We start from the raw sequence: 26393 nt of genomic DNA on the forward strand, positions 1-26393 counted from the left end.
GAACGGGCGGGTGGGCGGTCGGCCCCACCCGCCCGTTCCGCTCGCTCCCCCCGATCGGGTTGGATGGGTGGATGAGCGAGGAGAAGAGCGCCGTACCGGCGTGGGAGCAGCGGTTCCGGGCGGCACGCGTTTCGCTGCCGGACTGGGCGGAGGACGCCCCCGACCGGGCGCTGTACGTGTCCAACGCCACCGGCACCTACGAGGTGTACGCCTGGGACCGCGCCGACGACACCCACCGCCGGGTCACCGACCGCCCGAACGGCACCACCGACGCCGAGCTGTCCCCGGACGGCGCCTGGGTCTGGTGGTTCGACGACAACGACGGCGACGAGTTCGGCGTCTGGCGCCGCCAGCCCTTCGCCGGCCGGCCGGACGGCGCCGAGGGCCCCGACGAGGAGGCCGTGCCCGGCCTGGCCCCCTCCTACTCGGCGGGCCTGGCCCTCGGCCGGGACGGCACGGTGGTGGTCGGCCGCTCCACCGACGAGCACGGCACCACGCTGCACCTGCTTCGTGCGGGCGCGGCCGAGGCCGTGGAGATCTACCGGCACGAGGAGTACGGCGGCGTCGGCGACCTGAGCTACGACAGCACGCTGCTCGCCATCGACCACACCGAGCACGGCGACGCGATGCACTCGGCGATCCGGATCGTCCGGCTCTCGGACGGCGCGACCGTCGCCGAGCTGGACGAGGTCACCGGGCGCGCCGAGCCGCGTGGCGTCGCCTGCCTGGGCTTCGCCCCGGTCGAGGGCGACACCCGGCTGCTGGTCGCCCACCAGCGCACCGGCCGCTGGGAACCGATGATCTGGGACGTCGCCACCGGCGTCGAGACCGCGTTGCCGCTCCGCGACGAGCAGGGCCGCGAACTGCCCGGCGACGTCTCCGCGCAGTGGCGGCCGGGGGCGGCCGAGCTGCTGGTCGAGCACGAGTACGAGGCGCGCAGCGAGCTGTTCTCGTACGCGCTGGAGACGGGCGTGCTCACCCGGCTGGACACCCCGCGCGGCACGGTCGGCGGCGCGACCGCCCGCCCGGACGGCACCGTGGAGTTCCTCTGGTCCTCCGCCGCCGAGCCGTCCGCCGTGCGGTCCACCGCCGGCACGGTGGTGCTGCGGGCGCCCGGCGCGGTGCCGCCGGGCTCGGTACCGGTCGAGGACGTCTGGGTGGACGGCCCCGGCGGGCCGGTGCACGCGCTGGTCCAGCGGCCGGGCGGTGCCGGGGAGGGCGACGGCCCGTTCCCGACCGTCTTCGAGATCCACGGCGGGCCGACCCACCACGACAGCGACTCCTTCGCCGCCGGCCCGGCCGCCTGGCTCGACCACGGCTTCGCGGTGGTCCGGGTCAACTACCGCGGCTCCACCGGCTACGGCCAGGCCTGGACGGACGCGCTGCGCGAGCGGGTCGGCCTGATCGAGCTGGAGGACATCGGCGCCGTCCGGGACTGGGCGGTGGCGAGCGGCCTCGCCGACCCGGACCGGCTGGTCCTCACCGGCGGCTCGTGGGGCGGCTACCTCACGCTGCTCGGCCTCGGCGTGCAGCCGGAGAAGTGGGCGCTCGGCGTCGCCGCCGTCCCCGTCGCGGACTACCTGACCGCGTACGACGACGAGATGGAGGCGCTGAAGTCGCTCGACCGCACGCTCTTCGGCGGCACGCCCGAGGAGGTGCCCGAGCGCTGGACCGCCTCCTCCCCGCTCACCTACGTCGAGCAGGTGCGGGTGCCGGTCTACATCAGCGCCGGGGTCAACGACCCGCGCTGCCCGATCCGGCAGATCGAGAACTACGTCGAGCGGCTGGAGCAGCTCGGCAAGCCGCACGAGGTCTACCGCTACGACGCCGGGCACGGCTCGCTGGTGGTGGAGGAGCGGATCAAGCAGCTCCGGCTGGAGATCGACTTCGTCCGGCGGCACCTCGGTACGGGCGGCTCCACGGGTGGCGGCGGTACGGGTGGCACCGGCGCGGCCGGCGTCGGGGAGAATCGGGCGGCCGAGGAGAACCGGGAGAACAGGGGGACCGCGTGAGACGTCTGGCCGCGATCGTGGGGGTGGGGGTGGCCGGGGTCCTGGTGCTCACCGGCTGCTCCGGTCAGGACGACACCGGGGCGGCCTGCCCGCCGCCGGCGTCGCCGTCGACCCAGCCGACGGCCTCGCCTTCGGCCACCGCTTCGGCGTCGGCTCCGGTGAAGGCGAGCGCTTCCGGCGGGACGCTCGCCGTGCGGGCGGCCTTCGTCCGCACGGACGGCACGGACGGCACGGACCGCACGGACGGCACCGACGGCACCGACGGCACGGACCAGGAGGAGGACGGGGTCGTCGTGCTCGCCAAGTCCGGGTCCGGGTCGAAGTCGTCCGGCTCCAAGTCGTCCGGGTCGAAGGGCTCCAAGAGCGGACGCAAGGTGCGTCACCACACCGACTACGACGACGATGACGACGACGACTACGGCAGCGGGAACGGCAGCCGCTGCGGCAGCCCGCCGCCGTCGAACGCGCCGTCGCCGACCGTGTCCTCCCCGGCTCCGTCCTCCCCGGTGTCCCCGTCGTCCCCGGCCCTGCCGGGAACGTCCGGCAAGCCGCCGACGCCGTCCGTCCCGACGCTGCCGACCGTGCCCGGCGTTCCGGCGGCGAAGCCGACCCGCTGACCCGCTGAGCCGCTGCCGGAACGGCTACTCCAGGACCGGGTCCAGCCCGAGGGCCCGGTCCTGCTCGGCCTCCGCCTCGCGGCGCACCAGGCGGAACCACATGAAGACGACGAAGCCGCCGAAGACGAACCACTCCAGGGTGTACCCGAGGTTCTGGAACGCCCGCAGGCTCAGCCCGTTGCCGCCCTGGGGCTGCACGGTCGGCACCGGGGTCAGGCCGGCCGGCGCCGCGTCCGCGGAGACCCAGCCGTCGTACCAGCCGTCGTAGGAGAGCTTGTTGACCAGCGCGGCCTGGTTGATCGTGCCGAGCTGTCCGGCCGGGAGCCCGCCGGCCACCGCGCCGCCGCTGCCCGCGGTCTCGCCGGCCTGCAGCCGCCCGGTCACCGTCACCTCGCCCGCGGGCGCCGCGGTGGCGGCGGCCGTGCCGGCCTCGGCGGGCGTGCCCGGCGCCCAACCGCGGACGACGGCGACGGCCCGGCCGTCCCCGGTGCGCAGCGGGGTGAGCACGTAGTAGCCCTGCTTGCCGTCCAGCACCCGGTTGGGGACGAGCAGTTGGTGGTCCTGGTCGAAGGTGCCGGACACCGTCACGGCCCGGCCGACGGTTTCGGTGGTGACCTGCGGCCGCGCGCTGCTGAGCAGCTCGCCGAGCGGCCTGGCCGCACCGGCGTCGTCCACCGACGTGCCGATCTCCTGGTGCGAGGAGACCTTGTCCTCGAACCGGCCGAGCTGCCAGGAGCCCAGCCAGACGCACACCGCCACGGCCACCACGGCCAGCGCGGTGCCGCTCAGCCAGCGCGGGGTGAGGAGGAACCGGTACACACCCCCCACGGTAACCACTCCTCACACGCCTCCCGACCACAGGGGTCGACCCCGGGCACGAAAAGTCGGCCCCGCCGACCTCCTGTACGGGCCACGGCGCGGACCTCACAGGAGCCCGGGCCGCACGGAAGGACAGCGCCAGTCCGAGCCACCGTACGAACCCCGCCCCCACCCCCGGGCCGCACCGGACAACAGCGCCGCACCAGAAGTCGGCCCCGCCGACTTGCTGTGCACGTCACCAGGCGAACCCACACGCGCCCGGCCGCACCGGAGAACGAGACCGCACACCAGAAGTCGGCCCCGCCGACTCCCCGCTCCGGCGCTCAGCCCGCCGACGGTGAGGCGGACGCCGTGGGGGCCGAGGGGGCCTGGAGGGGCTGGGGGGCGGTGCGGTAGACGGTGCCCGAGCAGGCGCCCGGCAGGACGGCGGTCGCGGCGGACGGGCTGCCCGGGGCCGGGGTGTGGGCGAGGGTGACGGTGGCCGCCGGCGTGCTGGGGCCGGTGCTCGGGGTGGCCGTGGGGCTCGGGGCGCCGGTCGGGCCGGCCGTCGGCGAGGCGGAGGCCGGGGGCGCCCCGGTGGCTGCCGCCGCCGAGGGGCCGATCGCCGGAGCCGCGCCACCGGACCCGCCCGGGCCGCCCGCCTGGGTGCCCGAGGTGCTGCCCGTGCCCGACCCGGCCAGGCTGCCCCGGCCCGCCGTGGTGCTGGGCGCGGCGCCGCCGTTGGCCGGGCAGCCCGCGGCGTCCGGCACCCAGCCGAAGTCCACCCGGTAGCCGGCCCGCGGCGCGAGCAGCAGCCCCGGGCCGGTCGTGTCCGCGGCGGACGCGGCGCCCGGGGACGGCAGCCCGGTGGCCGGGCCACCGGCGGTGTGGTCGGTGACCCGGATCCGGCCGGGGTCCGTCCCGGTGGTGCCGGTGACCGCGACCGAGCCCGGCCCGCCGAGCCGACAGGCGTGTGCGGAGGTGTTGACCACCGTGAAGTACCCGTAGATCCGCCCCTCCCCGTCGGCGGTGCCGACCAGGGCGGAGCCCTGCCCGAGGTCGCTCCGGGAGCAGAGCGGCACCAGCGTGCCGTCGCCGTCGCCGGTGCTGGCCGCGGGGACCGGCGCGGACGAGCCGGGCCCGGTGCTGAGGGTGCTCGCCCAGGGGCTGGGCGAGGAGCTGGCGGGGCCGGAGGGGCTTCCGGTGCCGCCGGGGGCCCCCGGGTCGGGGTGCGGGGACTGGTTCGCGCCGCGCGGGTCGGTGCCGGACGTGCCGTCGTCGTCGGGGACCGAGGCCGTCCCGCCGTGCGCGCTGGGCGAGCCGGGGTCGCCGGAGAGGCCCAGGTGGTCGGCGTCGTGCAGGGCGGGCAGTGCGATGGCGACGGCGAGCACCAGCGCGGCGGCACCGGTCCAGGCGCCGCGGACGGCGGCCCGCCGCCGGGGTACCGCGCGGCGGATCCGGTGCAGTCCGGTGGGGTCGGGCTGGACTTCGGCCACCGCGCGCCGCATCAGTTCACGGAGCAGCAGCTCCTCCGTGCTGAGCCCGTCCGCACCGCCCCGGCCCCGGTCGGCGGGCGCCCCGCTGCGGAGGCCGGTGCCGCCGAGGCCACCACCGTGGAAACCGTCACCGTCCCGGCCGCCGCCGGGTCCTCGCCTGTCGTCAGCCATGCCCGGCCTCCATCTGGACCCGCAGCGCGGCGAGCCCCCGTGAGCCGTACGCCTTCACCGAGCCCAGCGAGATGCCCAGGGTCTCCGCGACCTGCGCCTCCGTCATGTCCACGAAGTAACGCAGCACCAGAACCTCCCGCTGACGGCGTTGCAGACCCCGCAACGCGGCCTTCAACTGATCGCGCTCCAGCGCATCGTAGGCCCCTTCTTCTGCACTGGCCATGTCAGGCATGGGCTTCGGCAGCAGCCGCAGGCCGAGGATCCGCCGTCGCAGCGTGGAGCGGGACAGGTTGACCACGGTCTGCCGCAGGTAGGCGAGCGTCTTCTCGGGCTCGCGCACCCGGCGCCGGGCCGCGTGCACCCGGATGAACGCCTCCTGGACCACGTCCTCGCAGGTCGAGAGGTCGTCCAGGAGCAGCGCCGCCAGTCGCAGCAGCGAACGGTAGTGGGCTTGGTAGGTCTCGGTGAGCAGGTCCTCGCTGGTGCCCGCGCTGGTGCCGGCACCGGGGTCCGCCGGGCCGGGTGCGACCGCCGTCATCTGTTTCGCTTCCGGCCTATCCGCAGGCCGCTGGGCGCGCGGCGGGAACGTCACCACGGCCGATGCCGAGATGCCCGCCCCTGCCCCCACCAATACGTTCGCCACGCCCGTTGGACACTCGATCCCCTGTCATGGTTGCCCAGCCCGGGGGACATTCTCCCGCATGGGCCGCAGCCGCCTCCAGGGGATTCGGAGGGAACCGGTCCGCGGCCGTCCGTTCGGCACCGGGGGCACGGGCGCCGTCGACGGGGCGTCAGCCGGACAGCTCGCCCGCCACCAGCTCGGCGATCTGCAGCGCGTTCAGCGCCGCGCCCTTGCGCAGGTTGTCGCCGCAGAGGAAGAGGTCCAGCGCGGCCGGGTCGTCCAGCGCCCGGCGGACCCGCCCGACCCAGACCGGGTCGGTGCCGACCACGTCGTTCGGGGTGGGGAACTCGCCCGCCGCCGGGTCGTCGTAGAGCACCACGCCGGGGGCGTCGCGGAGGATCTCCTGGGCGTGCTCCTGGGTGACCTCGCGTTCGAAGACCGCGTGCACGGCCAGCGCGTGGGTGCGGACCACCGGGATGCGGACGCAGGTCGCGGAGACCTTCAGCGCCGCCAGGCCGAGGATCTTGCGCGACTCGTCACGGAGCTTCAGCTCCTCGGAGGACCAGCCGCCGTCCATCAGCGAGCCGGCCCACGGCACCGCGTTCAGCGCCAGCGGGGCGGCGAACGGGCCCTGGTCGGCGATCACCGCGCGCAGGTCGCCGGTCTGTTCGCCGACCTCGGTGCCGGCCACCAGCGCGACCTGCTCGCGCAGGGCGTCCACGCCGGCCCGGCCCTCGCCGGAGGCCGCCTGGTAGGAGGCGACGACGAGCTCGCTGAGCCCGTACTCGGCGTGCAGCGCGCCGATCGCCGCGATCATCGCGAGGGTGGCGCAGTTGGGGCCGGCCACGATGCCGCGCGGGCGGATCCGCGCCGCGGCCGCGTTGACCTCGGGGACGACCAGCGGGACGGACTCGTCCAGCCGGAACGCCGCGGAGTCGTCCACCACGACGACGCCCTTGGCGGCCGCGACCGGCGCCCAGCGGGCGGAGACCTCGTCGGGGACGTCGAACACCGCGACGTCGATCCCGTCGAAGGCCTCCTCGGCGAGCGGGAGCACCTCGGTCGGCTCCCCGCGCACGGTCAGCTTGCGGCCGGCCGAGCGCGGGGAGGCGACGAGACGCACCTCGCCCCAGATGTCCTGGCGGAGGGAGAGCAGGCCGAGCAGTACCTCGCCGACCGCGCCGGTGGCGCCGACGACGGCGAGGTTCGGCCGCCGGGTCATCGCCCGGTGCCTCCGTAGACGACCGCCTCGTCCGACTCGCTGTCCAGCCCGAAGGCGGTGTGCACGGCGCGCACGGCCTCCGGCACGTCCTCGGCGCGGGTGACGACCGAGATGCGGATCTCCGAGGTGGAGATCAGCTCGATGTTGACGCCGGCCCCGGAGAGCGCCTCGAAGAAGGTCGCGGTGACGCCCGGGTTGGAGCGCATCCCGGCGCCGACCAGGGAGATCTTGCCGATCGCGTCGTCGTAGCGCAGCGACTCGTAGCCGATGCCCTCCTTGACCCGGCCGAGCGCGTCGATGGCCTTCTGGCCCTCGGTCTTCGGCAGGGTGAAGGAGATGTCGGTCAGCCCGGTGGACGCGGCGGAGACGTTCTGCACCACCATGTCGATGTTGACCTCGGCGTCGGCGATGGCGCGGAAGATGCGCGCGGCCTCGCCCGGCTTGTCCGGCACGCCGACGACGGTGACCTTGGCCTCCGAAGTGTCGTGGGCGACTCCGGAGATGATGGCCTGCTCCATCTCGCCCCCTTCGGGCTGGTTCGGGTTGTCGTTGCTGACGATCGTCCCGGGAAGGCCCGAGAAGGACGAGCGTACGTGAATCGGGATGTTGTAGCGCCGCGCGTACTCCACGCAGCGGTCGAGCAGCACCTTGGAACCGGACGAGGCCAGCTCCAGCATGTCCTCGTACGCGATCCAGTCGATCTTGCGGGCCTTCTTCACCACGCGCGGGTCGGCGGTGAACACGCCGTCCACGTCGGTGTAGATCTCGCACACCTCGGCCTTGAGGGCCGCGGCGAGGGCGACGGCGGTCGTGTCCGAGCCGCCGCGGCCGAGCGTGGTGATGTCCTTGCTGGACTGCGAGACGCCCTGGAAGCCGGCCACGATCGCGATGTTGCCCTCGTCCAGGGCGGTGCGGATGCGGCCCGGCGTCACGTCGATGATGCGCGCCTTGTTGTGGACGGAGTCGGTGATCACACCGGCCTGGCTGCCCGTGAACGACTGGGCCTCGTGACCCAGGGATTTGATCGCCATGGCCAGCAGGGCCATGGAGATGCGCTCTCCAGCGGTCAGCAGCATGTCGAACTCGCGGCCGGCAGGGAGGGGTGACACCTGCTCCGCGAGTTCGATGAGCTCGTCCGTCGTGTCGCCCATCGCGGACACCACGACGACGACCTCATGGCCGGCCTTCTTGGCGTCAACGATTCGACGGGCCACGCGCTTGATGCCCTCGGCATCCGCAACGGATGAGCCGCCGTACTTCTGCACGACAAGGCCCACGTGCGCTCCTCGACTCGTGTCGTTTCCGGGGGCCCGGGGCCCCCGCACCCCCGGGTGGCGGGGGTTGTGCGGTCCGCGCCAGTCTACCGAGCAGGGGTGCCGCGCCCGCCGCCTTCCACATGATGAGACGACCGTTTCAGCAGGTGGGCGGCGGTGCGGGGGTGGCCACCGGCAGGTCTGCGGGCGGGCCGCCGTCACTCCGAAGAATCGGCGGACGAACGGACGGGGACCCCGGGGTTTTCCCTTCGGCGGAGATCCCTGAGGTTTCCGTCACAATCCCGGGACCACCCCGCGCCCGCGGCCGGAACCACGGCCGCGGCCCGCCCGGACTACCGTCCGAGCCCCAGTTCGGCCGCCATCAGATCGCCGGCCTGCTGCTCCAGCTGCTCGTCGGTGAGCCCGTCGTCGTCGGTGTCCGCACCGTCCGGGACCGCGCCGATCGGGCTGTCCAGCCGGACGTGGGCGATCAGCGACTGCAGCGCCCGGAGCACCGCCGTGCAGGTCGTGCCCCAGTTGGAGAGGTACGAGAACTGCCACCACCAGAGCGCCTCGCTGACCCGCCCCTCCCGGTAGTGGGTGAGCCCGTGCTGCAGCTCGCTGACCACGCCGGCCAGGTCGTCCGAGATCCGGAAGGCGTTCGGCTTCTCCGGCGGCCCGTACGGGTCGAAGACCTCGTGGTAGACGTCGATCGGCGCGAGCAGCTCGGCCAGCCGCTCGCGCAGCTGCTCGCCGTCCGGCTCCGGGCCGGTGTCGGGCTCGAACCGGTCCTCCGGGACGACGTCCTCGATGGCGCCGAGCCGGCCGCCGGCCAGCAGCAGCTGCGAGACCTCCAGGAGGAGCAGCGAGACGGCGCTGCCCGGCTCGTCGCCCTTGGCGACCTCGGTGACGGCGAGGACGAAGCTCTCCACCGAGTCCGCGATCTGCACCGCGAAGTCGTCCGGCTCCGAGCCGTGCGCGTGGGTGTGCGGGGCGTGCCGGTCCTGCTCCGGACCGGCCTGGTGGGGCGTGTGGGGCTGCTGGTTGATCGTCCGGTCAGACATCGAGCAGTCGTCTCCCTTCGAAGGCGCGACCGAGGGTGACCTCGTCCGCGTACTCCAGATCCCCGCCGACGGGCAGTCCGCTCGCCAGCCGGGTCACCTTCAGGCCCATCGGCTTGCAGAGCCGGGCCAGGTAGGTGGCGGTCGCCTCCCCCTCCAGGTTGGGGTCGGTGGCCAGGATCAGCTCGGTGACCGTGCCGTCCGCGAGCCGCGACAGCAGCTCGCGGATCCGCAGGTCGTCCGGTCCGACGCCCTCGATCGGGCTGATCGCGCCGCCCAGCACGTGGTAGCGGCCGCGGAACTCGCGGGTGCGCTCGATCGCGACGACGTCCTTGGGCTCCTCGACCACGCAGATCACCGCGAGATCGCGGCGCGGGTCGAGGCAGACCCGGCACTGCTCGGCCTCCGCGACGTTGCCGCAGACGACGCAGAACCGGACCTTGTCCTTGACCTCCAGCAGCGCGTGCGCCAGCCGGCGCACGTCGGTGGGGTCGGCCTGCAGGACGTGGAAGGCGATCCGCTGCGCGCTCTTGGGCCCGACGCCGGGCAGCCTGCCCAGTTCGTCGATCAGGTCCTGAACCACGCCCTCGTACACGTCGCGCCTTCCCTCGGGTGGTCGGTGGGCACCGCTCGGGGTGCTCCGGTGCCATCATCCAACGAATCGGGCGCCGGGCACACCGCCCGACGCCCGACTCCCGCATAAATCACACAGGTCCGTCGGTTGAACTCCAGACCGTGATGACGCCCGAAGCCCGGACCGACCGGGCCGGCGTCGGACCGCGACGACGTCGGGGCGACGTCAGAACGACGTCAGAACGGCAGACCCGGGATGCCGCCGCCCAGGCCCTGGGTCAGCGGGCCCATCCGCTCGGCCTGCATCTTCTGCGCGGTCTGGTTCGCGTCCCGGACCGCCGCCAGGATCAGGTCGGCCAGGGTCTCGGTGTCCTCCGGGTCGACGGCGGCCGGGGCGATGGTCAGCGCCACCAGCTCACCGGCACCGGTCACCGTGGCCTCGACCAGGCCGCCGCCCGCCGAACCGTTCACCTTCGCCTCGGCCAGCTCCTGCTGCGCCTTGGCGAGGTCCTGCTGCATCTTCTGCGCCTGCTTGAGCAGCTGCTGCATGTTGGGCTGGCCACCACCGGGGAACACGGCTCACTCCCTTGCGTTCGGGTTCGTCTTGCTTGCTCTGCTTGCCTTGCTTCGTCGTCACGAGCCTACGTGCTGGCGGCGCCGGCCCCGGCGGGTCGGCCCCGGCGGTCGGCTCGGGCGGTCGGCGCCGTGGCCGCCCGTCGGCTGCGGGCCGCCGGTCGCCGGCCGCCGTGGCCGTCAGCCTCCGCTGTGGCGGATCTCCTCCAGGACGGTCGCCCCCAGCTCGCGGATGATCAGCTCCTGGCCGGAGAACGCCTCCTCGTTGAGATCCGGGTCGTCCTCCTCCGGGATGTCGTCCTCCGGGGCGACCGCCGGGCCCGCCGGTGCGGACGGCGTCCGCACCGGCGGCGGAGCCACCGGGGCGACCGGGGCCGACGGCGGCGGGGCCATCGGAGCGGGCGCGGGAGCAGGCACGGGCGCCGGTGCGGCGGGCTGCATCGGGGGCGCGGACGCCGCCGGACGCGCCGGGGGTGCACCCCAACCGCCGCCACCGCCGAAGTTTCCGCCCGCCGCCGGGGCCGGACCACCACCGCCCCCGCCGGCCGAGCCGCCCGACGGGTCGACGATGCACTCGATCCGCCAGTCCACCCCGAGCGCGTCCGACAGCGCCTGCCGCAGCACGTCGTCACTGTTGCTGCCGACGAAGCTGTCCCGGGCGCCCGCGTTGATGAACGACACCTGGAGCACGCTGCCGTCGAACCCGGCCACCTGCCCGTTCTGGCTGAGCAGGATCCACGTGAAACGGCGGCGGTTCTTCACCGCCTCCAGGATCTGCGGCCACAGCTGCCGGACCTGCGCGGCCCCCTGCTGCGCCGCGCCCGACGGCTGGCCGCCGCCCGGCGCCGCCGGAGCGGGCTGGGCCGGGGCGGGAGCCTGCTGGACGGGCTGCGCCTGGACCGGCGGTGCCTGCACCGGCGCGGGCTGCGCCGGTGCCGCCGGAGCCGGCTGCGCGGGCGCACCGCCGGCCGGCGGGAAGCTGCGCGGGATCGGCCACGCCCCGGGCGCTGGCCCGGACGGCGCGGGAGCGGGCGCGGGCGCCTGCTGGACCGGCGCGGCCTGGACCGGGGGCGCCGGCACGGCCTCCACCGGCCCCGGGGCGGCCGCCACCGGGGCCGCCGCGGCCATCGGTGCGGCCGGGGCCACCGGCGGCACCGCGCCCAGCTGCGGCACCGCGCCCATCGGGGCGGCGAACCCGCCGGCCGCCGCGCGACGCTCCAGCTTGTCCAGTCGCGCCTGCAGGGACAGCTCGTCGCTGTACGCGCCGGGCAGCATCACCCGGGCGCAGATCAGCTCCAGCTGGAGCCTCGGCGCCGCGTTCCCCCGCATCTCGGTCAGCCCGGTGTTGACGATGTCGGCCGCCCGGCTCAGCTCGGCCGCCCCGAACGCGTCCGCCTGCGCCTGCATGATCGCGACCCGGTCCGCCGGGGCGTCGATCAGCCCCTTCTCGCCGGCGTCCGGCACGGTGGCCAGGATGACCAGGTCCCGCAGGCGCTCCAGCAGGTCCGTCACGAACCGGCGCGGGTCGTGCCCGCCCTCGACCACCCGGTCGATCACCTGGAACACCGTCGCCCCGTCGTGCGCGGCGAACGCGTCCACCACCTCGTCCAGCAGCGCCGAGTCGGTGTAGCCGAGCAGCGCGGTGGCCATCTGGTACGTCACACCGGACTCGCCGGCGCCGGCCAGCAGCTGGTCCATCACCGACATCGAGTCGCGCACCGACCCGGCACCGGCCCGCACCACCAGCGGGAAGACGGCGTCCTCGACCTGGATCCGCTCGCGCCCGCAGACCTCCGCCAGGTAGTCGCGCAGCGTGCCCGGCGGCACCAGCCGGAACGGGTAGTGGTGCGTCCGGGAGCGGATCGTCCCGATCACCTTCTCCGGCTCCGTGGTCGCGAAGATGAACTTGAGGTGCTCCGGCGGCTCCTCCACCACCTTCAGCAGCGCGTTGAAGCCGGCCGAGGTCACCATGTGCGCCTCGTCCAGGATGAAGATCTTGTACCGGCTGTGCACCGGCGCGAAGAACGCCCGCTCGCGCAGCTCACGCGCGTCGTCCACACCACCGTGCGAGGCGGCGTCGATCTCGATCACGTCGATCGACCCGGGCCCGCCGGTCGCGAGGTCCCGGCAGGACTGGCACTCCCCGCACGGCGTCGGCGTCGGCCCCTGCTCGCAGTTCAGACAGCGGGCCAGGATGCGCGCGCTCGTCGTCTTGCCGCAGCCGCGCGGGCCGCTGAACAGGTACGCGTGGTTGACCCTGTTGTTGCGCAGGGCCTGCTGGAGCGGAGCGGTCACGTGCTCCTGCCCGATGACCTCGGCGAAAGTCTCGGGGCGATAGCGGCGGTACAGGGCTAGGGACACACCACCGACGATATCGGGACGGACCGACAAACGCGTCGCCCCTCGACCGGCCCACCGGCCCCCGGGAACGCAAAGACCCCCCGCGCACCCGCCAGAGCCCTCCTACCCTTGCTGCCTTCCGGCCCTGGGGGGGTTCAGAGAGATAACGCCACACGAGGGGCTGCTCCCCACAGTACCGGATTCCCACCCCACACCTCCACCTCCCCGATCCGCAGGTCACGCGCCTCCCCCACCTGCGAGATACGTGGTCGCGAGCACCCCTGAACATGTACTAAGCTCTCCCACGGAGGATTCGCCTAGAGGCCTAGGGCGCACGCTTGGAAAGCGTGTTGGGAGCAATCCCTCACGAGTTCGAATCTCGTATCCTCCGCCTTCACGAAGGCCCGGACCGCATCACGCGGCCCGGGCCTTCGTCGTCTCGTGGTTGCAGTTACCGCCGCGTGCGAGGCTTCCCCTGTGGACCTGAGCGAGCCGCAACGTTCATGCCCACCCCGGACTCGACAAAGCGGTCCGAACCGGAGTACGACGACCTCGTACGTGCTGGGAGGACCTGCTGGCCGGTCTTCCGCCGGTTGACGGCTGGAAGATCACCGAGCAACTTCCAGACGTCGACGCCCTCAGCCGGTCAATTTGGGAAGCGCACCTGGCAAACGTCCCCACCGACTGGCTGATGGACACCGTGGAGCGGCCGGGCAAGGAGCTAGCTCGGTCAGCACGGCTTCACCTGCCGTGCGACACGCCGTCAGGCGGGTCCGCCGGGGAGAGTGCCTTTCGTGACATCGGGAACGACCGAGTCGGGGGCCATCCCTCGATCGGGGTCCACTCGTGCTCCAGGATCGAGTAGGTGATCGAGTCGCGCCATGCGCCATGTACGAAGACGTGGTCGCGGATGCGGCCGTCCTCGGTCATACCGGCACGGAGGAGCGTCCGCGCGGACGCCTCATTGAGCGGTGAGCGAGCGGCCCAGATGCGGTGCAGGCCGAGGATGTTGAACCCGAGCTCGCACAGGAGATGCACGGTCTCGGTGCCGAGTCCCTTGCCCCACTCCGCCTGGTGGAGGGCGAAGCCGATGGTGGCGGCCTGCTGGGGTTCGGTGGCCAGGCGGGCGTACCCGATCAGCCGGTGGTCGTCGAGATGGGTTACCGCGAGGCCGTACTCGGTCCTCGGGCTGTCCTTCGCCGAGTTCATCGAGCGGTCGACGATCGCCTGGACCTGTTCTCGGGTGCGGGGCTCGAAGCTGAGGTGCCGGGTGGCCACGGGGTCGCCGTAGATGGCCAGGAGAGCGTCGGTGTCCTCGTGCTCGATCTCGCGCAGTGCCAGGCGGGGGCCGGCCAGGTGGACTGGGGTCATGGCCGCGGAGCCTATCTGCGCGGTCACCGGATAAGGACCGATGTCGGGGTGGCGGTGAACGCCTCGATCTCCTCGCGCAGATCGGCCTCCGCTCCGCCGGCGCGTCGCCCGCCGGACGGCAGGGCCGCGTAGACACGCTGGGCACTGCTGGTGATGCCGAAGTTCCGCTGCTCGATGGGCAGGTCGAGCACGGGGCGGACGGCCTCGGCCGCGCCGTCGACCTCTCCTCGGGCGAGGCGGGCGAGCGCGAGGTCAGTCTGGGCGCCGGCCTCGTCGCCGAAGGCCCACTCGTCCTCGGAGGCGGTGCGGTAGGCGGTGACTGCGGCCTCGGCCTGGCTCTCGCCGAGCGCGGGATCCTCGCCGAGGTGCACGGTGGCCTCGGCGACGTAGTAGAGCTGCCGCGGCACCGGGAAGGTCATGATGCCGCCGAACGCGTCCAGGTCGTCTGGTTGGGCCACGGCACGGGCGTCCTCGGCACGCTGGATGGCGGCGCGAGTCGCCTCGCCGTCGCCGAGCAGGGCGTGGGCGCGGGCGGAGAGACAGGCGAGCCAGACGCTCGTGGTGCCCCGGACGTTGCCGGCGGCGGCCTGTCCGAGGTCGGCGTAGTCGGCGGCCTCGGCCGGGCGGCCAGCCCAGTAGGAGATGAGCGACTGCAGTGAACGGACCCAGCCGCGCATGGCGTGGTGGTCGGCATTGTCCGCACAGACGAAGGCGGTACGGGCCTGCATCATGGCGGCGCTCGGGTTGCCCAGGTCGTGGCTGGCCTTGGCGAGCATGCCGGAGGTGATGCCGGCGAGCAGATACAGCTCGCGCGCTTGCAGGGGCTTGACGCGGCCGTGCTCCAGGAGGCGGAAGGTCAGGTCCTGGACCTCGACGAGGTCGCCGAGCAGAGTCGGCAGGGCGAGTTTGGGGTAGGCGACCGTGAGTCGCCGTACCTCGTCCTGGATCTGGCCCAGGGTTTCCGGGCCGACACTGCTTCCTTCCGCCATCGCGGTGAAGCGAAGCGCACGACGAGCCGCCATCGCGACCTGCCTTTCCAATTCCGTGGTGCCCGCGTCGAGGCGGGTCTCGCTGCTGAACGGGCCACCAGCAGGCAGGACCTGCGCCTGCTCGGGTGGGAGGAGGACAGGGACCGGCCGTGGCGGCGGAACGACGACGAGCGGGGACGCCACACGGACGTCGGGCCGTGCGGGCGCGGGTCCGAGCAGCTGGTCGACGCTGACGCCGAACATGGCTTCCAGGACCCGGCACTGGTCCGGGTAAGGCCTGGTCTTCACGGCACCGCCGTACCAGCGCTCGAACTGCCGCTTGGATACCGACAGCCCTGCAAGGCGCGGGTCGGTCTCAGCCTCGGCGAGCCGGGCCGCGGCGCCTTCGAATCGGATCCTGAAGGTCTCATAGACCTGCCAGTGCCGCTCCAGCGTCAAGACCCGTAAGAGCGTGGGAGTTTCAGCCACGGCAGATCCTCTCCGGTCCCCGTTCGTCTGATTCGACGATAGCCACGAGCGTTCGGCAGGAAACCCCTTCGGCGGCCTTGCGGCCCAGATGACGGCAGCCATGACGGCAGTCATGACGCACGGTGTCGTCGACCGCTCCTCAGCGCCGGAGATGACGGCGCGTTCGCGACGGCAGCCACGTCGTATCGGTGCCGCAGGCTCCAAGGCCATGCTGAACGGCACTTCGCTTTCCGTGAATATTCGACAGCGAAGCGTGAGATCGGTAGCTGCGAACGGCAGCGCCGTCCGAACCACACCATCCAGCACTACGTGCACACCGGCTCCGCTCGGGGCCGGCAACGGGAGGGAACCGATGGACAGCACCTTGACCGCTCTGGCCGGGCAGATCGCCCAGCTGGACGCCGTGGACTCCGCCCAGATGGAGCGGATGCGCCACGAAGCCCTGACCGCCCAGGCGCCCTGGAAGGCGGAGTACGGCGCCTACCAGTCCGGTGGCTGGTGGACCACCTCGCTCATGAACGCCTCCGGCGACGCCGCCGACGTGACGATCGGCGACTGCACCGCCCGCCCGACCGGCCTGCTCGGGCAGATGCCGGCCACCGCCGCGTTCCTGGCGGACCTCGGCCTGAACTTCATGTGGGTGCGGCTCGCCCGCCTGGAGGGCAACGCCTTCCTCTGGGAACACCGCGACTACGACGAGCTCGACCAGGTCGAGCGGCACCGGCTGCACATCCCGCTCCACACCAACAGCTCCGCCTTCCTGGTCACCGGCGGCACCAAGGTCCACATGGCCGGCGGCCGGATCTGGCGGCTCACCCCGACCTACGCGCACGGGGTGTGCAACCTGCTCGGCCCGGACCGGATCCACCTGATCGCCGACGTGTACGCCGACGACGCGTACCGGCGCCTCGCTCGCCGCCCCGCGCTCCACCCGGCGGTCGCCGAGCCGCTGCCCACCGCCGATCAGACGGTGCTGGCCGAACAGCTGGAGACCGCCCGCAGCATGGCCACCCTGGGCTACACCAAGGCGGCCGAGCGGATGCTGCTGCGGCTCTTCTACACCTACGCCCTGCCCGAGGGCACGGCCTACGACCTGATCACCGAACTGCACACCTCCCTCGGCGACATGGAGGCCGCGACGCGCTGGGGCACCGCCAAGCGCCGCCTGCTCGCCCTCACGGCCTGACCGGCCCCAGGAGCCCGCACCCGCGATTCCCACACTCCGAAGGGAGAAGCGCATGCCCACCCTGCAACTGGCAGAGATCACCCACGCCAACCGGCCCGCCCAGCTGCCGCTGCTGTCCATGCTCGCCGACATCCTGGCCACCTCCCCGGCCGTCACCCACCTGATGGTCCGTGGGTCGCTGGCCCATGGCACCGCCGACCGCCTCTCCGACGTCGACTTCGTCGTCGGCGTGCACGACGCCCAGCTGCCGGCCTTCATCGAGGCCCTGGACGCCCTGATGTCCATCGAGGCCGGGGCGCTGCTGCCCGGATGGCGCGACACGATCGTCGCCGACCTCGGCGGAGTCGGGACGGTCTTCCTCGTCCCCGACGACGGCCGACTCCGCCAGGTCGACCTCTACCTCGCGCCCGCCTCCCGCATCCCGCGCCTGCGAGAGACGGTCAGCACCGCTGTCATCCTCGACCGGAAGCCCACGCCGGCGGCCACGCCGGACATCGCTGTGGCCGAGAGCTTCGCCGCCGCCTTCCTCGCCCGGCCGCGCACGTGCACCGAGCTGCTGATCGAGCACCTGGTCCTGGCCGTGCTCCTGCACAAGCGGATCAAGCGCGGCCAGCGGTTCATCGCGTACTCGGAGTGGCACCGGCTGCACACCGCGACGAAGGACCTCATCAAGACCGCCCTCGCGCCGGCCTCGCAGTTCTGGGGCTGGTACCAGCTGCGCGAGGAGATCGCCGTCACCCCGATCGGCCGGGCCTGCCTGGGCGACCTGGACGCGGCGATCAGCGGCCCCGCGATCCCGGCGGCAACCGACGTCAACGCGGCGATCGAGCGGGTGCTCGCCCTCGTGGAGCGGGCCTGCCCGCAGGCGCTCGACGGCCTGCACGACGCCATCACCGCCTACCGCACCTACCAGGAGCTGGTGTGAACGCACTCCACCTCGCGGGCCCGGCCGCCACCCGGGCCCGCGAGGGCCTGACCGCCGTCTTCTTCGGCGGCGTCGTCCCCGCCTCCGCCGAGGAGGAGATCCTGGCAGAGGAGATCGGCCGGAGCCTGGCCCAGGCCGGGTACCAGCTGCTGCACGGCGGCTACAACGGCCTGATGGAGGCCGCCGCACGCGGAGCCGCCTCCGAGGGCGCGACCGTCACCGCGGTAACCCTGATCGGCAAACACGACGAGTGGGGCGCGTTCAACCCGTACACCACCATGTCCGTCCACCTGCCCGACCTCGGCGCCCGACTCAACCACTACTTGGACCACGCAAACGTGATCGTCGCCATGGGCGGCGGCGTCGGCACCCTCCACGAGCTGACCGCCGCGCTCTACTACGCGACCACCCTCCGCCCCGTACCGGTCTGCGTCGCCGGACCGGCCGCCCTTCGCCTCCTCACCTTCCTTCACGAGGAGAAGTGGCTCTTCGAGACCCCCACCCGGCCCCTCGGCTTCCTGCGCGCCGCCGAGACCGCCGAGGAATTCCGCACCCACCTGGCAACGCTCGACACCAACCCGATCGGAGGAGCATGACCACCAGCCCGACGCCGGCCGGCCTCGCCGCCCGCCTCGCCGAAGCCGCCTGCGTGAACGCCCCGTTCAAGCTCGCCGACGGGACTCAACTCAGCGCCTACTTCGACGAGTACCGCCTCGCCGCCGACCCCGAGCTGCTGCGCGACACGGCTCGCGCGATGGCCGCCCTCATCCCCGACGACGCCCAAGCGCTGGCCGGCATCGAGCTGGGCGGCGTGCCGCTCGTCGTCGCGCTGTCGGCCGCCACCGGCCTGCCCGCCGTCTTCCTGCGCCGCCGCCCGAAGGGCTACGGCTCCCGCCGCCAGATCGAGGCATCGGATCGACTCCAGCGCGTGGTTGCAGCTTTGGTTGCATTCACTCCCGTCCAGCTACGTCCACAGGTCGGCGAGTGCCCTGCTCCGGTGCAGGTCAGGACGCCTGCGGTCGCCTCTGGACAGTCGGACGAACATTTGGAAAGCGTGTTGGGGGCAACCCCTCACGAGTTCGAATCTCGTATCCTCCGCCTTCACGAAGGCCCGGACCGCATCACGCGGCCCGGGCCTTCGTCGTTCTCCGTCCCATCCGCAGTCTCCACGGACCCTCTTGGTGGCCCTGTCTCCCGTCCGGCCACGTCGTCGAACGGTAGCCGTCAGACAGCCACGAGACGGACGCGATCTCCGCAGAGCTTCGCCATGTCGTCGATGTCCGACGTCAGCACGACGACCGGCCGCTGCTGCCGCAGAGCCATCTCGGCAACAGCGGCGTCGATCGCGTACTTGTGGCCATGAAGGCCAGCGGCGATCAGCATCGCGGAAGCCGCACGAGCCTCCTCGTCGCCCACCGGCACGATTCTCAGCCCGGACAGAATCCACCGGAGGCGGGCCTGATCGATACGGCTGTGCGCGGCTTCGATGATGGTCAAGGCACTGATCACGACTTCCATGCCACGTTTGCGGGCCTCGGCGACCAGCGCGACGGCCGGCTCGTGGTCATTGAGCAGCTTCGAGAGGCCCTCGGAGTCGAGCACCAGAGTGCCTTCATGGCTCAGCTTGCGACGGGCCATCCGCCCTCCTCGGCGAACACCTCGTCGAAGACCTGCCGGGCCCGGTCCTGCTCTGCTGTCGAGATCGGCCCCTGCCGACGTTCATAGTCGGCGAGGTACTCATCCAGGATCCGTCCCCGCAGCTCCCGTTCGACGGCTGCAGTGATGAACGCCGAGAACTCACGCTTGCCCACCCGTTGGCGGATCGCCTCGGCCGTACCTTCGGGCAGGGAGAGGCTGACCCTGGTGGCCGGTCCTTCGCCGATGCTGTAGGGCAGCTCAGTCATGAGCCCAGATTATCAAAGGAGTAGGAATCCTGGCTGGTGGCGGTTCGGGGTCCTCTGGAGACCGAGCTGGCTCAGGACGGACGCCCGTCAGCAGGCGCTTCGTGCTTCCATGGATGTGTGCCTCTGTACGTCGGCACCTCGGGCTGGCAGTACGACGACTGGCGGGGTGTCCTGTACGCGCCGGGGATGCCGCGGCGGCTCTGGCTGGAGGAGTACGCCCAGCGGTTCGTCACGGTGGAGAACAACAACGCCTTCTACCGCCTGCCCACGGCCGAGACCTTCGCCGCCTGGCGGGAGCGGACCCCGGAGGGGTTCGTGATGGCGGTCAAGGCCAGTCGCTACCTCACGCACATCAGGCGGCTGCACGACCCGCAGGAGCCGGTGCGGCGGCTCCTGTCGGCCGCCGCAGGGCTGGGCCCGCGGCTCGGACCGGTCCTGCTCCAGCTCCCGCCCACCCTGCGGGCGGACGTCGACGCCCTCGACAGCTGCCTGGGCTGCTTCCCGCCCGGGGTGAGAGTGGCCGTCGAACCCCGCCACGATTCGTGGTGGGTGCCGGAGATCCGGGCAGTGCTCGAACGGCGCGGCGCCGCCCTCTGCTGGGCGGACCGGCGGGCCCGCCCGGTCACTCCGCTGTGGCGGACCGCCGGCTGGGGCTATCTGCGCTTCCACGCCGGTCTGGCGCAGCCGCCGCCCCGGTACGGTCGGCAGTCGCTGGCCACCTGGGTGGCGAGGGTCGGCGAAGCCTGGCCGGACGAGGCCGACGTGTACGCGTACTTCAACAATGACCCCGGCGGCGCGGCTCCCCTGGACGCCGTCGCCTTCGCGCGAGCGGCCGCCAAGGCCGATCGGACGGTGAGCCGGACGCCGCAGAGCCTGACGGGCCGGAAGGCATGATCCGCGGTCGACTGATCGTCTCCGGTGAAGTCCGGAGCGGGCGCTTCCATGACACCTGCTGGACCGCGGCGAGGGACCCCGGCGGCGCGCTGCGGCCGGGGTCCCTGGGCGGCGGCAGCCGGTCGGCGCCGGCCGAGGAGTGCTCGGCAGGGGGCCGACCGGCTGGGTGCGGCTACTTGAGCGGTGTGCCGCCCGAGTTGCGGTACGCGATCGTCTTGTTGATCAGGTTTCCGCCGTCGGTCTCGGGCGTGGTCTGCTCCTGCCAGCCGGCGCCGAACAGGAGGGCGGCGACGTGTGCGTTCGCCACCTGGTCCAGGTGCGAGAAGAACCAGTCGACCTTGTCGTCCTTGTAGTGGTCGGGCGTGTTGTTCTGCGCCATGTTGCCCAGGGGCACCTGCCACAGGACCACCGGCTTGCCCACCGACTCGGCCATCGTCTTGTAGAACCCGAGTGCGGCATAGGCCTTCTGGTCGTTCCAGAAGGTGTCACGGCTGCCGTGGGCGGGCAGCGCGTACCAGCCCGCGTCGCGGTCCGTCACGTCGGTGACCAGGAAGTCGGCGTTCTTCGCCCCGAGGTCCGCGTAGTCCTTGACGCACTGCGGGGTGTTCTGCTGCCAGTCGAAGCAGGACAGGTGCAGACCCACGCCGGTGTTCGGCGCGTACTTGTGCGCCATCGAGATCAGGCACTGGGCCAGGCCGGCGGCGCTGTTCTCCTGGGATCCGCAGTCCGTCGGGTTCGCGGCCTTGACCTGCGCGGCGACCTGGTGCGGGTTGCCGAGCGACCGGACGTAGCCCCAGAAGTCGGGCTCGAGGTCGATCATGTCCTGGGAGGTGCCGATCTTCTGGAGGAAGAAGCGGTAGTCGTTCAGGTAGCGGGTGAGCAGATCGGTCCGGTTGATGGCCTGGACCTCGCCCGGACCGTCGCCCTGGCCCGCCGCGTCTCCGAGGTCGCGCAGCGAGTACCAGGTCCAGAGGTTCTTCTGCGGGCGCGGCTTGCCCTGGTACGTCGCCTGGGCCACGTAGCTGTCGCGCCAGGTCACGTAGGTGCCGGGCGCGGTGGTGTCACCGGTCCAGCAGCCCCACCAGCCCGACCACGCGGCGTTGCAGCGCGAGGCCGTGTAGTAGTCCGACGAGGGCGCGGGCTGGCTGTGCACGTAGGCGTACCGCACGTCGAACGGCGCGGCCTTCGCCGAGGTGTCGTTCATGCTGCCGCCGATGAGCACCGTGCTACTGCCCAGGAAACGCGTCGCCGAGCTGCCGCCGGTGGCGGTCGGGGACGCCGACGGCGGCGGCGACGCCGGGCGGGTGCTCGGCGCCTGGCTCGTCGGAGCGCTGCCGCCCGGCGTGATGGGCGTCGTGGGCGTGGTGGGCATGGTGGGCATGGTGGGCGTGGTGGGCGTGGTGCTGCCGGAGTTCCCCGTGTTCCCCGTGCCGTTGCCGCTACCGGCCGGGACGAGCTGCCACTGCTGGTTGGGGCCGTTCCAGTCGTGGTACTGGGCGAGGTGGCCCCCGTCGGGCTTGGAGCCGAGCGGGACCTCAACGGCCATGCCGCTGAAGCGGTTGATCAGACGCACGTAGCCGTCCGACGACTTCTCCAGGTGGAACTGCTGGTTGGCGCCGTTCAGGTCGCGCCACTGCACCAGCTCGGAGCCTTCGGTCTTCGACCAGTTGTAGTCGTCCAGCACCTTGCCGGAGTTCCGGTTCTGCAGCCGGTAGTTCCCGTCACCCGAATCGATGAACTTCCACTGCTGGTTGGTCCCGCCGGTACGGCCCCACTGCCCCAGCGAAGCACCGTCCTGGGTGGCGTAGTGGAGGCCGTCCAGCGCCTCGCCGGTGTTGCGGTTGACCAGCACGTACCAGGCGTTGGTGTCCACGGTTCCCGCCGAGGCCGTGTTGACCACGACCACGGAGCCGCCCACGACCGCCAGACTGACGGCCGCCCAGAAGCTCCGACGCTGGTAGAACCGGCGGCCGCGATGCGTCGGCCGCCGCCCCGGAACACCCGAGCTGGACGACGCGCGACCACGACGGGCGCGGCCGCCGCTGGACGCCTCGTCCGGTGACGTTGAGGGGCGAGGGAACATGTCGATGCTCTCTTTCAGCCGGTGTTCGTGACCAGACCGCCTGTCCGGACACCACCCAGTTGCCACCGCCGCCGGAAGGGTTGCCCCGGGCCGCAAAGTTTTCAGGATCGAATCCTTTCCGGGCCCGCCTTCCTCTCATCCACGTGACCGGCCGCACGGGCCGGTGGACGCGGGAGGAGAGGAACCATGATGGTCGTCGGCATCGCGGTGATCGGCACGCTGCTCGTGGGTGCGTGCACCTGGCACCTGACGAGGCGCCGGAAGAGCCGGACCCGATGAGTGCGTTCCGGACGCGAGGAGGGCACATGAACCGACGTCTCCCCTGGCCCGACGAGCGGCTGATCGAAGCCGCCCGGGCCGGCGACGTCCCGTCGCTCACGGCCGTCGTCGTGGAGTCGCAGCCCCATGTCCGCAGGTTCGCCCTGTCCCTGTGCGCCTCACCGCAGGACGCCGAGGACGCCGCGCAGGAGGCGCTGATCATCCTCTACCGGAAGATCGGCACCCTGCGGGCGACCGGGGCGCTCGCCTCTTGGGTGTTCCGGATCGTCCGCAACGAATGCCTGCGGCAGGTGCGGCTGCTCGTCTCCCGCGCCGACCAGGCGTCCGCCGGACCGGAGGCCGACGCGGAACCGTCCGCCGAGGAGGCCGTGCTGCGCGGGCTGGAGGCGGAGCGGATCGCGGCCGCGGTCAGTGCCCTGCCGCGTGACCAGCGGCAGGTCCTGGTGATGCGGGACGTGCAGGGCCTGCCCGGCAAGGCCGTGGCCCGTGCGCTCGGCCTGAGCACGCCCGCGATGAAGTCGCGGCTGCACAGGGCCCGCGCGGCACTGCGCGAGTCCCTGGCCATGACCGGGGAAGTCGTCGATCCGCCGGTCGGAGTCGGAGGAGGAGCAGGAGCAGGAGCAGAAGCAGAAGCAGGAGGAGGACGATGACCGTGACGCCCACGAAGGTTCCCCGCGCGCCCGAGACGGGGTTCGCCAGCACGTCCGTTCCGCGTCACCTGGCGCGCGGCGTCATCGGCTTCGGACTGATCATCGGTTCGATCGCCCTGACCCCCGTGATCGGCCCGGGCGCGCTGCTGGCGGCGCCGTTCGGCCTGATCGCGCTGCGCGGCTGCCCCGCCTGCTGGACGATCGGCCTGGCGCAGACGATCTCCCGTGGCCGGCTGAAGCGCGAGTGCGTGGACGGGGTGTGCACCCTCACCACGGCGCGGCGTCCGGGCGCGGAGGCCCGGCCGTAGGCGTTCGCCCCACCGGAGGCCCGGACCGCTCATCGGTCCGGGCCTCCGTCGTGCCGCCGCGCTCCGGGCCTCCGTCGTGCCGCCTCCGTCGTGCCCTCCCCCGGGGTCAGTGGATCTGGCCGGCCGCCCACTCGGCCCATTCGCGGCGCATGGCGTTGAAGCGCAGGCCGTACTCCAGGGCGATCCGGCCGTAGACGGAGAGCTGGTCGCCGCCCCAGTCGATGGATTCGTCGAGGCCGCGGAGCTGCTCGCTGGTCCGGTCGGACATCTCGATCAGTCCGGTGAGGTAGCCGCGGGCCTGCTCGGGGGTGAGCACGCCGAGGAAGAAGACCCGCAGCAGGACGTCGCTGCGGGTGTTCCGCTGGGGCTTGGTCTCGGTCAGCCAGTGCTGCAGCTCGGCGAGCCCCTCGCGGGTGAGGGTGTACTCCTTGCGGCCGCGCGGACCCTCCGCGGTGACACTGATCAGTCCGGCGTCGGCGAGCTTGGACAGCTCGGTGTAGATCTGGCTCTGGGTGGCGGGCCAGACGTCGGCCAACGCGGTGTCGAAGCTCTTGAGCAGGTCGTATCCGCTGGCCGGGCGCTCGGACAGCAGGCCGAGCAGGGCGTGTCGAAGGCTCATGCGAACGATCCTACCTTCCACTGTTGACATGTCACTAGCGCTATATGTAAGTTCAGACCTGTCAGAAGTGGAATATCGAGGGGGACTCGACAATGTCGTACCTGCGCACCTTCCTTCCGTGGATCGTCTTCTCGGTGCTTCCGTCCGGGCAGTGGCAGTGGTCCGCCGTGGCCGCCCTGCTGGTGGCGGTGGCGCTGATCGCCCAGCAGCGGACGGCCGGGGCGGGATTCGACGCACTGATCATCGAGCTGGGCTCGGCCGGCTTCTTCGCGGTCCTCGCGGCGGTCGCCTTCGCCAACCCGGACTCGGGCGTCCACGACTACTCGGCGGCGCTCTCCTCGGCCACCCTGGCGCTGATCGCCGGAGTCTCCCTGCTGATCGGCAAGCCGTTCACCCTGGGCATCGCCAAGCGCAGCACCCCCCGCGAGGTCTGGAGCCTCAAGCCGTTCATCCGGACCAACGTCGTCATCACCGCCGTGTGGACCGCGGCCTTCGCCGTGACGGCCGCCGTGCTCGCGGTCATCGACCACGCCGGCAACGCCCACTCGACGCCCGCCACGCTCGTCCAGGTCGCCGGCTTCGCCCTGCCGATGCTGTTCACCGTCAAGTACGTCGCCGCGGTCCAGGCCAAGGCCGGCTCCCACTGACCGCACCGGCTCCCCGCTGAACGAGGAGAGGCCCCGACCGCGCGGACGGTCGGGGCCTCCTCGGTGTCCTGGATCACAGCACCGCGCCGCCCCGGGGTGAAATGCCGCGGCCGCCGGAACGGTTGACCCCTGCAGCGTTCGATGCATGTGCATGTACAGCCTGACACCCCGAGGAATACGCATGACCGTGACTGGATCCGCCGCCTCCCGCGCCGCCGAGGTCCTCGCCCGGCCCGTCGCACTGAACGGCCTGACCGTCCCCAACCGCATCGTGATGGCCCCGATGACCCGCATGTTCTCCCCGGGCGGCGTCCCCGGCGAGGACGTCCGGTCGTACTACGCCCGCCGCGCCGCCGCCGGTGTCGGCCTGATCGTCACCGAGGGGACCTACGTCGGCCACGAGTCGGCCGGGCAGAGCGACCGGGTGCCGCGGTTCCACGGCGAGGAGCAGCTGGCGGGGTGGGCCGGGGTCGCCGAGGCCGTCCACGCGGCCGGCGGCAGGATCGTGCCGCAGCTGTGGCACATCGGGATGGTCCGCGAGCAGGGGCAGCCGCCCTACGCCGACGCCCCCGCCATGGGCCCCTCCGGGCTCCGCGTCGACGGCACCGAGGGCACCGGCAAGGCGATGACCCAGCGTGACCTGGACGACGTCATCGGCGCCTTCGCCGAGGCCGCCGCCGCGGCCGAGCGGATCGGCTTCGACGGGGTCGAGCTGCACGGCGCCCACGGCTACCTCGTCGACCAGTTCCTCTGGGCGGGCACCAACCGCCGCACCGACGCGTACGGCGGCGACGCCGTGGCCCGGACGAAGTTCGCGGCCGAGATCGTGGCCGCGGTCCGCGAGGCGGTCTCCCCCGAGTTCCCCGTGATCTTCCGCTACTCGCAGTGGAAGCAGGAGGCCTACGACGCGCGGCTCGCCGAGACCCCGGAGGAGCTGGAGGCGATCCTGGCCCCGCTCGCCGCGGCCGGCGTCGACGCCTTCCACGCCTCCACCCGGCGCTACTGGCTCCCGGAGTTCGAGGGCTCGGACCTCAACCTCGCGGGCTGGACCAAGAAGCTCACCGGCAGGCCCACCATCACCGTCGGGTCGGTCGGCCTCGACGGCGACTTCATCCGCGCCTTCGCGGGCGAGGGCGCCCCGGTCCAGGGCATCGACAACCTCCTCGACCGCCTGGAGCGCGACGAGTTCGACCTGGTGGCCGTCGGCCGCGCCCTGCTCCAGGACCCGGAGTGGGCGGCGAAGGTCCTGGGGGACCGCTTCGACGAGCTGAAGCCGTACGACGCGGCGGCCGTGCGGACCCTGAGCTAGCGGCTGCGCGGCGGCCCGGGCCC

General features: G+C 72.5%; 25 protein-coding genes, 1 tRNA gene and 1 other RNA gene. 11 read left to right on the top strand and 16 right to left on the bottom strand.

The genetic code is table 11. From position 1 onward, the window contains the following. Window positions 1-71: 71 nt before the first annotated feature. Both ACFVHB_RS29245 and ACFVHB_RS29250 read left to right on the top strand, forming a co-directional pair. Window positions 72-2012 carry a S9 family peptidase gene (locus ACFVHB_RS29245; RefSeq protein WP_380328205.1) on the top strand — a complete coding sequence of 647 codons (1941 nt, stop codon included), beginning with the start codon at window positions 72-74 and terminating at the stop codon, window positions 2010-2012. Beyond that, entirely contained in the window at window positions 2009-2629 is a 621-nt protein-coding gene (locus ACFVHB_RS29250; RefSeq protein WP_380328207.1) for a hypothetical protein, read from the top strand. Before ACFVHB_RS29245 ends, ACFVHB_RS29250 begins: the two co-directional genes overlap by 4 nt. Before the next feature lie 24 nt (window positions 2630-2653). On the opposite strand, the gene ACFVHB_RS29255 is transcribed toward ACFVHB_RS29250, so the two are convergent. The 10 genes from ACFVHB_RS29255 to ffs all read right to left on the bottom strand — a co-directional run bounded on the left by ACFVHB_RS29255 (window position 2654) and on the right by ffs (window position 12924). Then, window positions 2654-3448, bottom strand: coding sequence for an SURF1 family protein (locus tag ACFVHB_RS29255; RefSeq protein ID WP_380328209.1), 795 nt, complete (start codon window positions 3446-3448; stop codon window positions 2654-2656). A gap of 323 nt (window positions 3449-3771) precedes the next feature. Beyond that, window positions 3772-5094 carry a hypothetical protein gene (locus ACFVHB_RS29260; protein WP_380328210.1) on the bottom strand — a complete coding sequence of 441 codons (1323 nt, stop codon included), beginning with the start codon at window positions 5092-5094 and terminating at the stop codon, window positions 3772-3774. Beyond that, window positions 5087-5632 carry a SigE family RNA polymerase sigma factor gene (locus tag ACFVHB_RS29265; RefSeq protein ID WP_380328212.1) on the bottom strand — a complete coding sequence of 182 codons (546 nt, stop codon included), beginning with the start codon at window positions 5630-5632 and terminating at the stop codon, window positions 5087-5089. Before ACFVHB_RS29265 ends, ACFVHB_RS29260 begins: the two co-directional genes overlap by 8 nt. A gap of 253 nt (window positions 5633-5885) precedes the next feature. Next, window positions 5886-6938, bottom strand: coding sequence for an aspartate-semialdehyde dehydrogenase (locus ACFVHB_RS29270; RefSeq protein WP_380328214.1), 1053 nt, complete (start codon window positions 6936-6938; stop codon window positions 5886-5888). Beyond that, entirely contained in the window at window positions 6935-8215 is a 1281-nt protein-coding gene (locus ACFVHB_RS29275) for an aspartate kinase (RefSeq protein WP_360181415.1), read from the bottom strand. The genes ACFVHB_RS29270 and ACFVHB_RS29275 overlap by 4 nt, the downstream gene beginning before the upstream one ends. A gap of 329 nt (window positions 8216-8544) precedes the next feature. Continuing rightward, window positions 8545-9255 (bottom strand): DUF5063 domain-containing protein, encoded by a 711-nt coding sequence (locus ACFVHB_RS29280; protein WP_380328216.1) that lies wholly within the window; start codon window positions 9253-9255, stop codon window positions 8545-8547. Continuing rightward, window positions 9248-9847, bottom strand: a complete 600-nt coding sequence (gene recR / locus ACFVHB_RS29285; protein WP_350575393.1) for a recombination mediator RecR — start codon at window positions 9845-9847, stop codon at window positions 9248-9250. The genes ACFVHB_RS29280 and recR overlap by 8 nt, the downstream gene beginning before the upstream one ends. A 215-nt stretch (window positions 9848-10062) precedes the next feature. Beyond that, on the bottom strand, window positions 10063-10401 hold the full coding sequence (locus ACFVHB_RS29290) for a YbaB/EbfC family nucleoid-associated protein (RefSeq protein WP_148644036.1): 339 nt from the start codon (window positions 10399-10401) through the stop codon (window positions 10063-10065). Between the two features lie 177 nt (window positions 10402-10578). Continuing rightward, window positions 10579-12759, bottom strand: coding sequence for a DNA polymerase III subunit gamma and tau (locus ACFVHB_RS29295; RefSeq protein WP_380328219.1), 2181 nt, complete (start codon window positions 12757-12759; stop codon window positions 10579-10581). A gap of 68 nt (window positions 12760-12827) precedes the next feature. Beyond that, an RNA gene (gene ffs / locus ACFVHB_RS29300) (signal recognition particle sRNA small type) lies at window positions 12828-12924 on the bottom strand. Between the two features lie 120 nt (window positions 12925-13044). Here ffs and ACFVHB_RS29305 point away from each other — a divergent pair. Beyond that, a tRNA-Ser gene (locus tag ACFVHB_RS29305) sits at window positions 13045-13129 on the top strand. A 350-nt stretch (window positions 13130-13479) separates the two neighbouring features. Here the strand turns inward: ACFVHB_RS29305 and ACFVHB_RS29310 are convergent. Next, window positions 13480-14109 carry a GNAT family N-acetyltransferase gene (locus ACFVHB_RS29310; protein ID WP_380328221.1) on the bottom strand — a complete coding sequence of 210 codons (630 nt, stop codon included), beginning with the start codon at window positions 14107-14109 and terminating at the stop codon, window positions 13480-13482. 23 nt (window positions 14110-14132) lie between these two features. Then, window positions 14133-15566: a hypothetical protein gene (locus ACFVHB_RS29315; protein ID WP_380328223.1), complete on the bottom strand. Its 1434-nt coding sequence runs from the start codon at window positions 15564-15566 to the stop codon at window positions 14133-14135. A 352-nt stretch (window positions 15567-15918) separates the two neighbouring features. On the opposite strand from ACFVHB_RS29315, the gene ACFVHB_RS29320 reads away from it, so the two are divergent. The 3 genes from ACFVHB_RS29320 to ACFVHB_RS29330 are packed head-to-tail and all read left to right on the top strand — an operon-like array spanning window position 15919 to window position 18273. Further along, window positions 15919-16752 (top strand): aspartyl/asparaginyl beta-hydroxylase domain-containing protein, encoded by an 834-nt coding sequence (locus tag ACFVHB_RS29320; protein WP_380328225.1) that lies wholly within the window; start codon window positions 15919-15921, stop codon window positions 16750-16752. Window positions 16753-16804: 52 nt separating this feature from the next. Continuing rightward, window positions 16805-17677 carry a hypothetical protein gene (locus ACFVHB_RS29325; protein WP_380328227.1) on the top strand — a complete coding sequence of 291 codons (873 nt, stop codon included), beginning with the start codon at window positions 16805-16807 and terminating at the stop codon, window positions 17675-17677. After that, a complete protein-coding gene (locus ACFVHB_RS29330; protein ID WP_380328229.1) occupies window positions 17674-18273 on the top strand; it encodes an LOG family protein in 600 nt (199 codons plus the stop codon). Before ACFVHB_RS29325 ends, ACFVHB_RS29330 begins: the two co-directional genes overlap by 4 nt. Window positions 18274-18901: 628 nt before the next feature. Here the strand turns inward: ACFVHB_RS29330 and ACFVHB_RS29335 are convergent. After that, window positions 18902-19315, bottom strand: coding sequence for a PIN domain-containing protein (locus tag ACFVHB_RS29335; protein WP_380328231.1), 414 nt, complete (start codon window positions 19313-19315; stop codon window positions 18902-18904). Beyond that, on the bottom strand, window positions 19297-19581 hold the full coding sequence (locus ACFVHB_RS29340; protein ID WP_380328233.1) for a hypothetical protein: 285 nt from the start codon (window positions 19579-19581) through the stop codon (window positions 19297-19299). Before ACFVHB_RS29340 ends, ACFVHB_RS29335 begins: the two co-directional genes overlap by 19 nt. Before the next feature lie 117 nt (window positions 19582-19698). Between ACFVHB_RS29340 and ACFVHB_RS29345 the strand changes: the two genes are divergently transcribed. Then, complete coding sequence (locus ACFVHB_RS29345) at window positions 19699-20475, top strand: DUF72 domain-containing protein (RefSeq protein ID WP_380328235.1); 777 nt, start codon at window positions 19699-19701, stop codon at window positions 20473-20475. A gap of 172 nt (window positions 20476-20647) precedes the next feature. Here the strand turns inward: ACFVHB_RS29345 and ACFVHB_RS29350 are convergent, their stop codons facing one another. Next, window positions 20648-22393, bottom strand: a complete 1746-nt coding sequence (locus tag ACFVHB_RS29350; RefSeq protein WP_380328237.1) for an RICIN domain-containing protein — start codon at window positions 22391-22393, stop codon at window positions 20648-20650. Window positions 22394-22863: 470 nt separating this feature from the next. On the opposite strand from ACFVHB_RS29350, the gene ACFVHB_RS29355 reads away from it, so the two are divergent. Together ACFVHB_RS29355 and ACFVHB_RS29360 are read left to right on the top strand one after the other, a co-directional pair. Continuing rightward, window positions 22864-23487, top strand: coding sequence for an RNA polymerase sigma factor (locus tag ACFVHB_RS29355; protein ID WP_380328239.1), 624 nt, complete (start codon window positions 22864-22866; stop codon window positions 23485-23487). Then, window positions 23484-23795 carry a hypothetical protein gene (locus tag ACFVHB_RS29360; RefSeq protein WP_380328241.1) on the top strand — a complete coding sequence of 104 codons (312 nt, stop codon included), beginning with the start codon at window positions 23484-23486 and terminating at the stop codon, window positions 23793-23795. The genes ACFVHB_RS29355 and ACFVHB_RS29360 overlap by 4 nt, the downstream gene beginning before the upstream one ends. Window positions 23796-23901: 106 nt before the next feature. Here ACFVHB_RS29360 and ACFVHB_RS29365 read toward each other — a convergent pair whose 3' ends face one another. After that, the gene (locus tag ACFVHB_RS29365) at window positions 23902-24414 is read right to left on the bottom strand and encodes a PadR family transcriptional regulator (protein ID WP_380328243.1); all 513 of its coding nucleotides are present in this window, start codon (window positions 24412-24414) and stop codon (window positions 23902-23904) included. A 92-nt stretch (window positions 24415-24506) separates the two neighbouring features. Between ACFVHB_RS29365 and ACFVHB_RS29370 the strand changes: the two genes are divergently transcribed. Both ACFVHB_RS29370 and ACFVHB_RS29375 read left to right on the top strand, forming a co-directional pair. Continuing rightward, complete coding sequence (locus ACFVHB_RS29370) at window positions 24507-25061, top strand: hypothetical protein (RefSeq protein WP_380328245.1); 555 nt, start codon at window positions 24507-24509, stop codon at window positions 25059-25061. 181 nt (window positions 25062-25242) lie between these two features. Beyond that, entirely contained in the window at window positions 25243-26370 is a 1128-nt protein-coding gene (locus ACFVHB_RS29375; protein WP_380328247.1) for an NADH:flavin oxidoreductase, read from the top strand. Window positions 26371-26393: the final 23 nt, after the last annotated feature.

This window comes from Kitasatospora sp. NPDC127111 (genome assembly GCF_042677465.1).
Lineage (GTDB): Bacteria > Actinomycetota > Actinomycetes > Streptomycetales > Streptomycetaceae > Kitasatospora.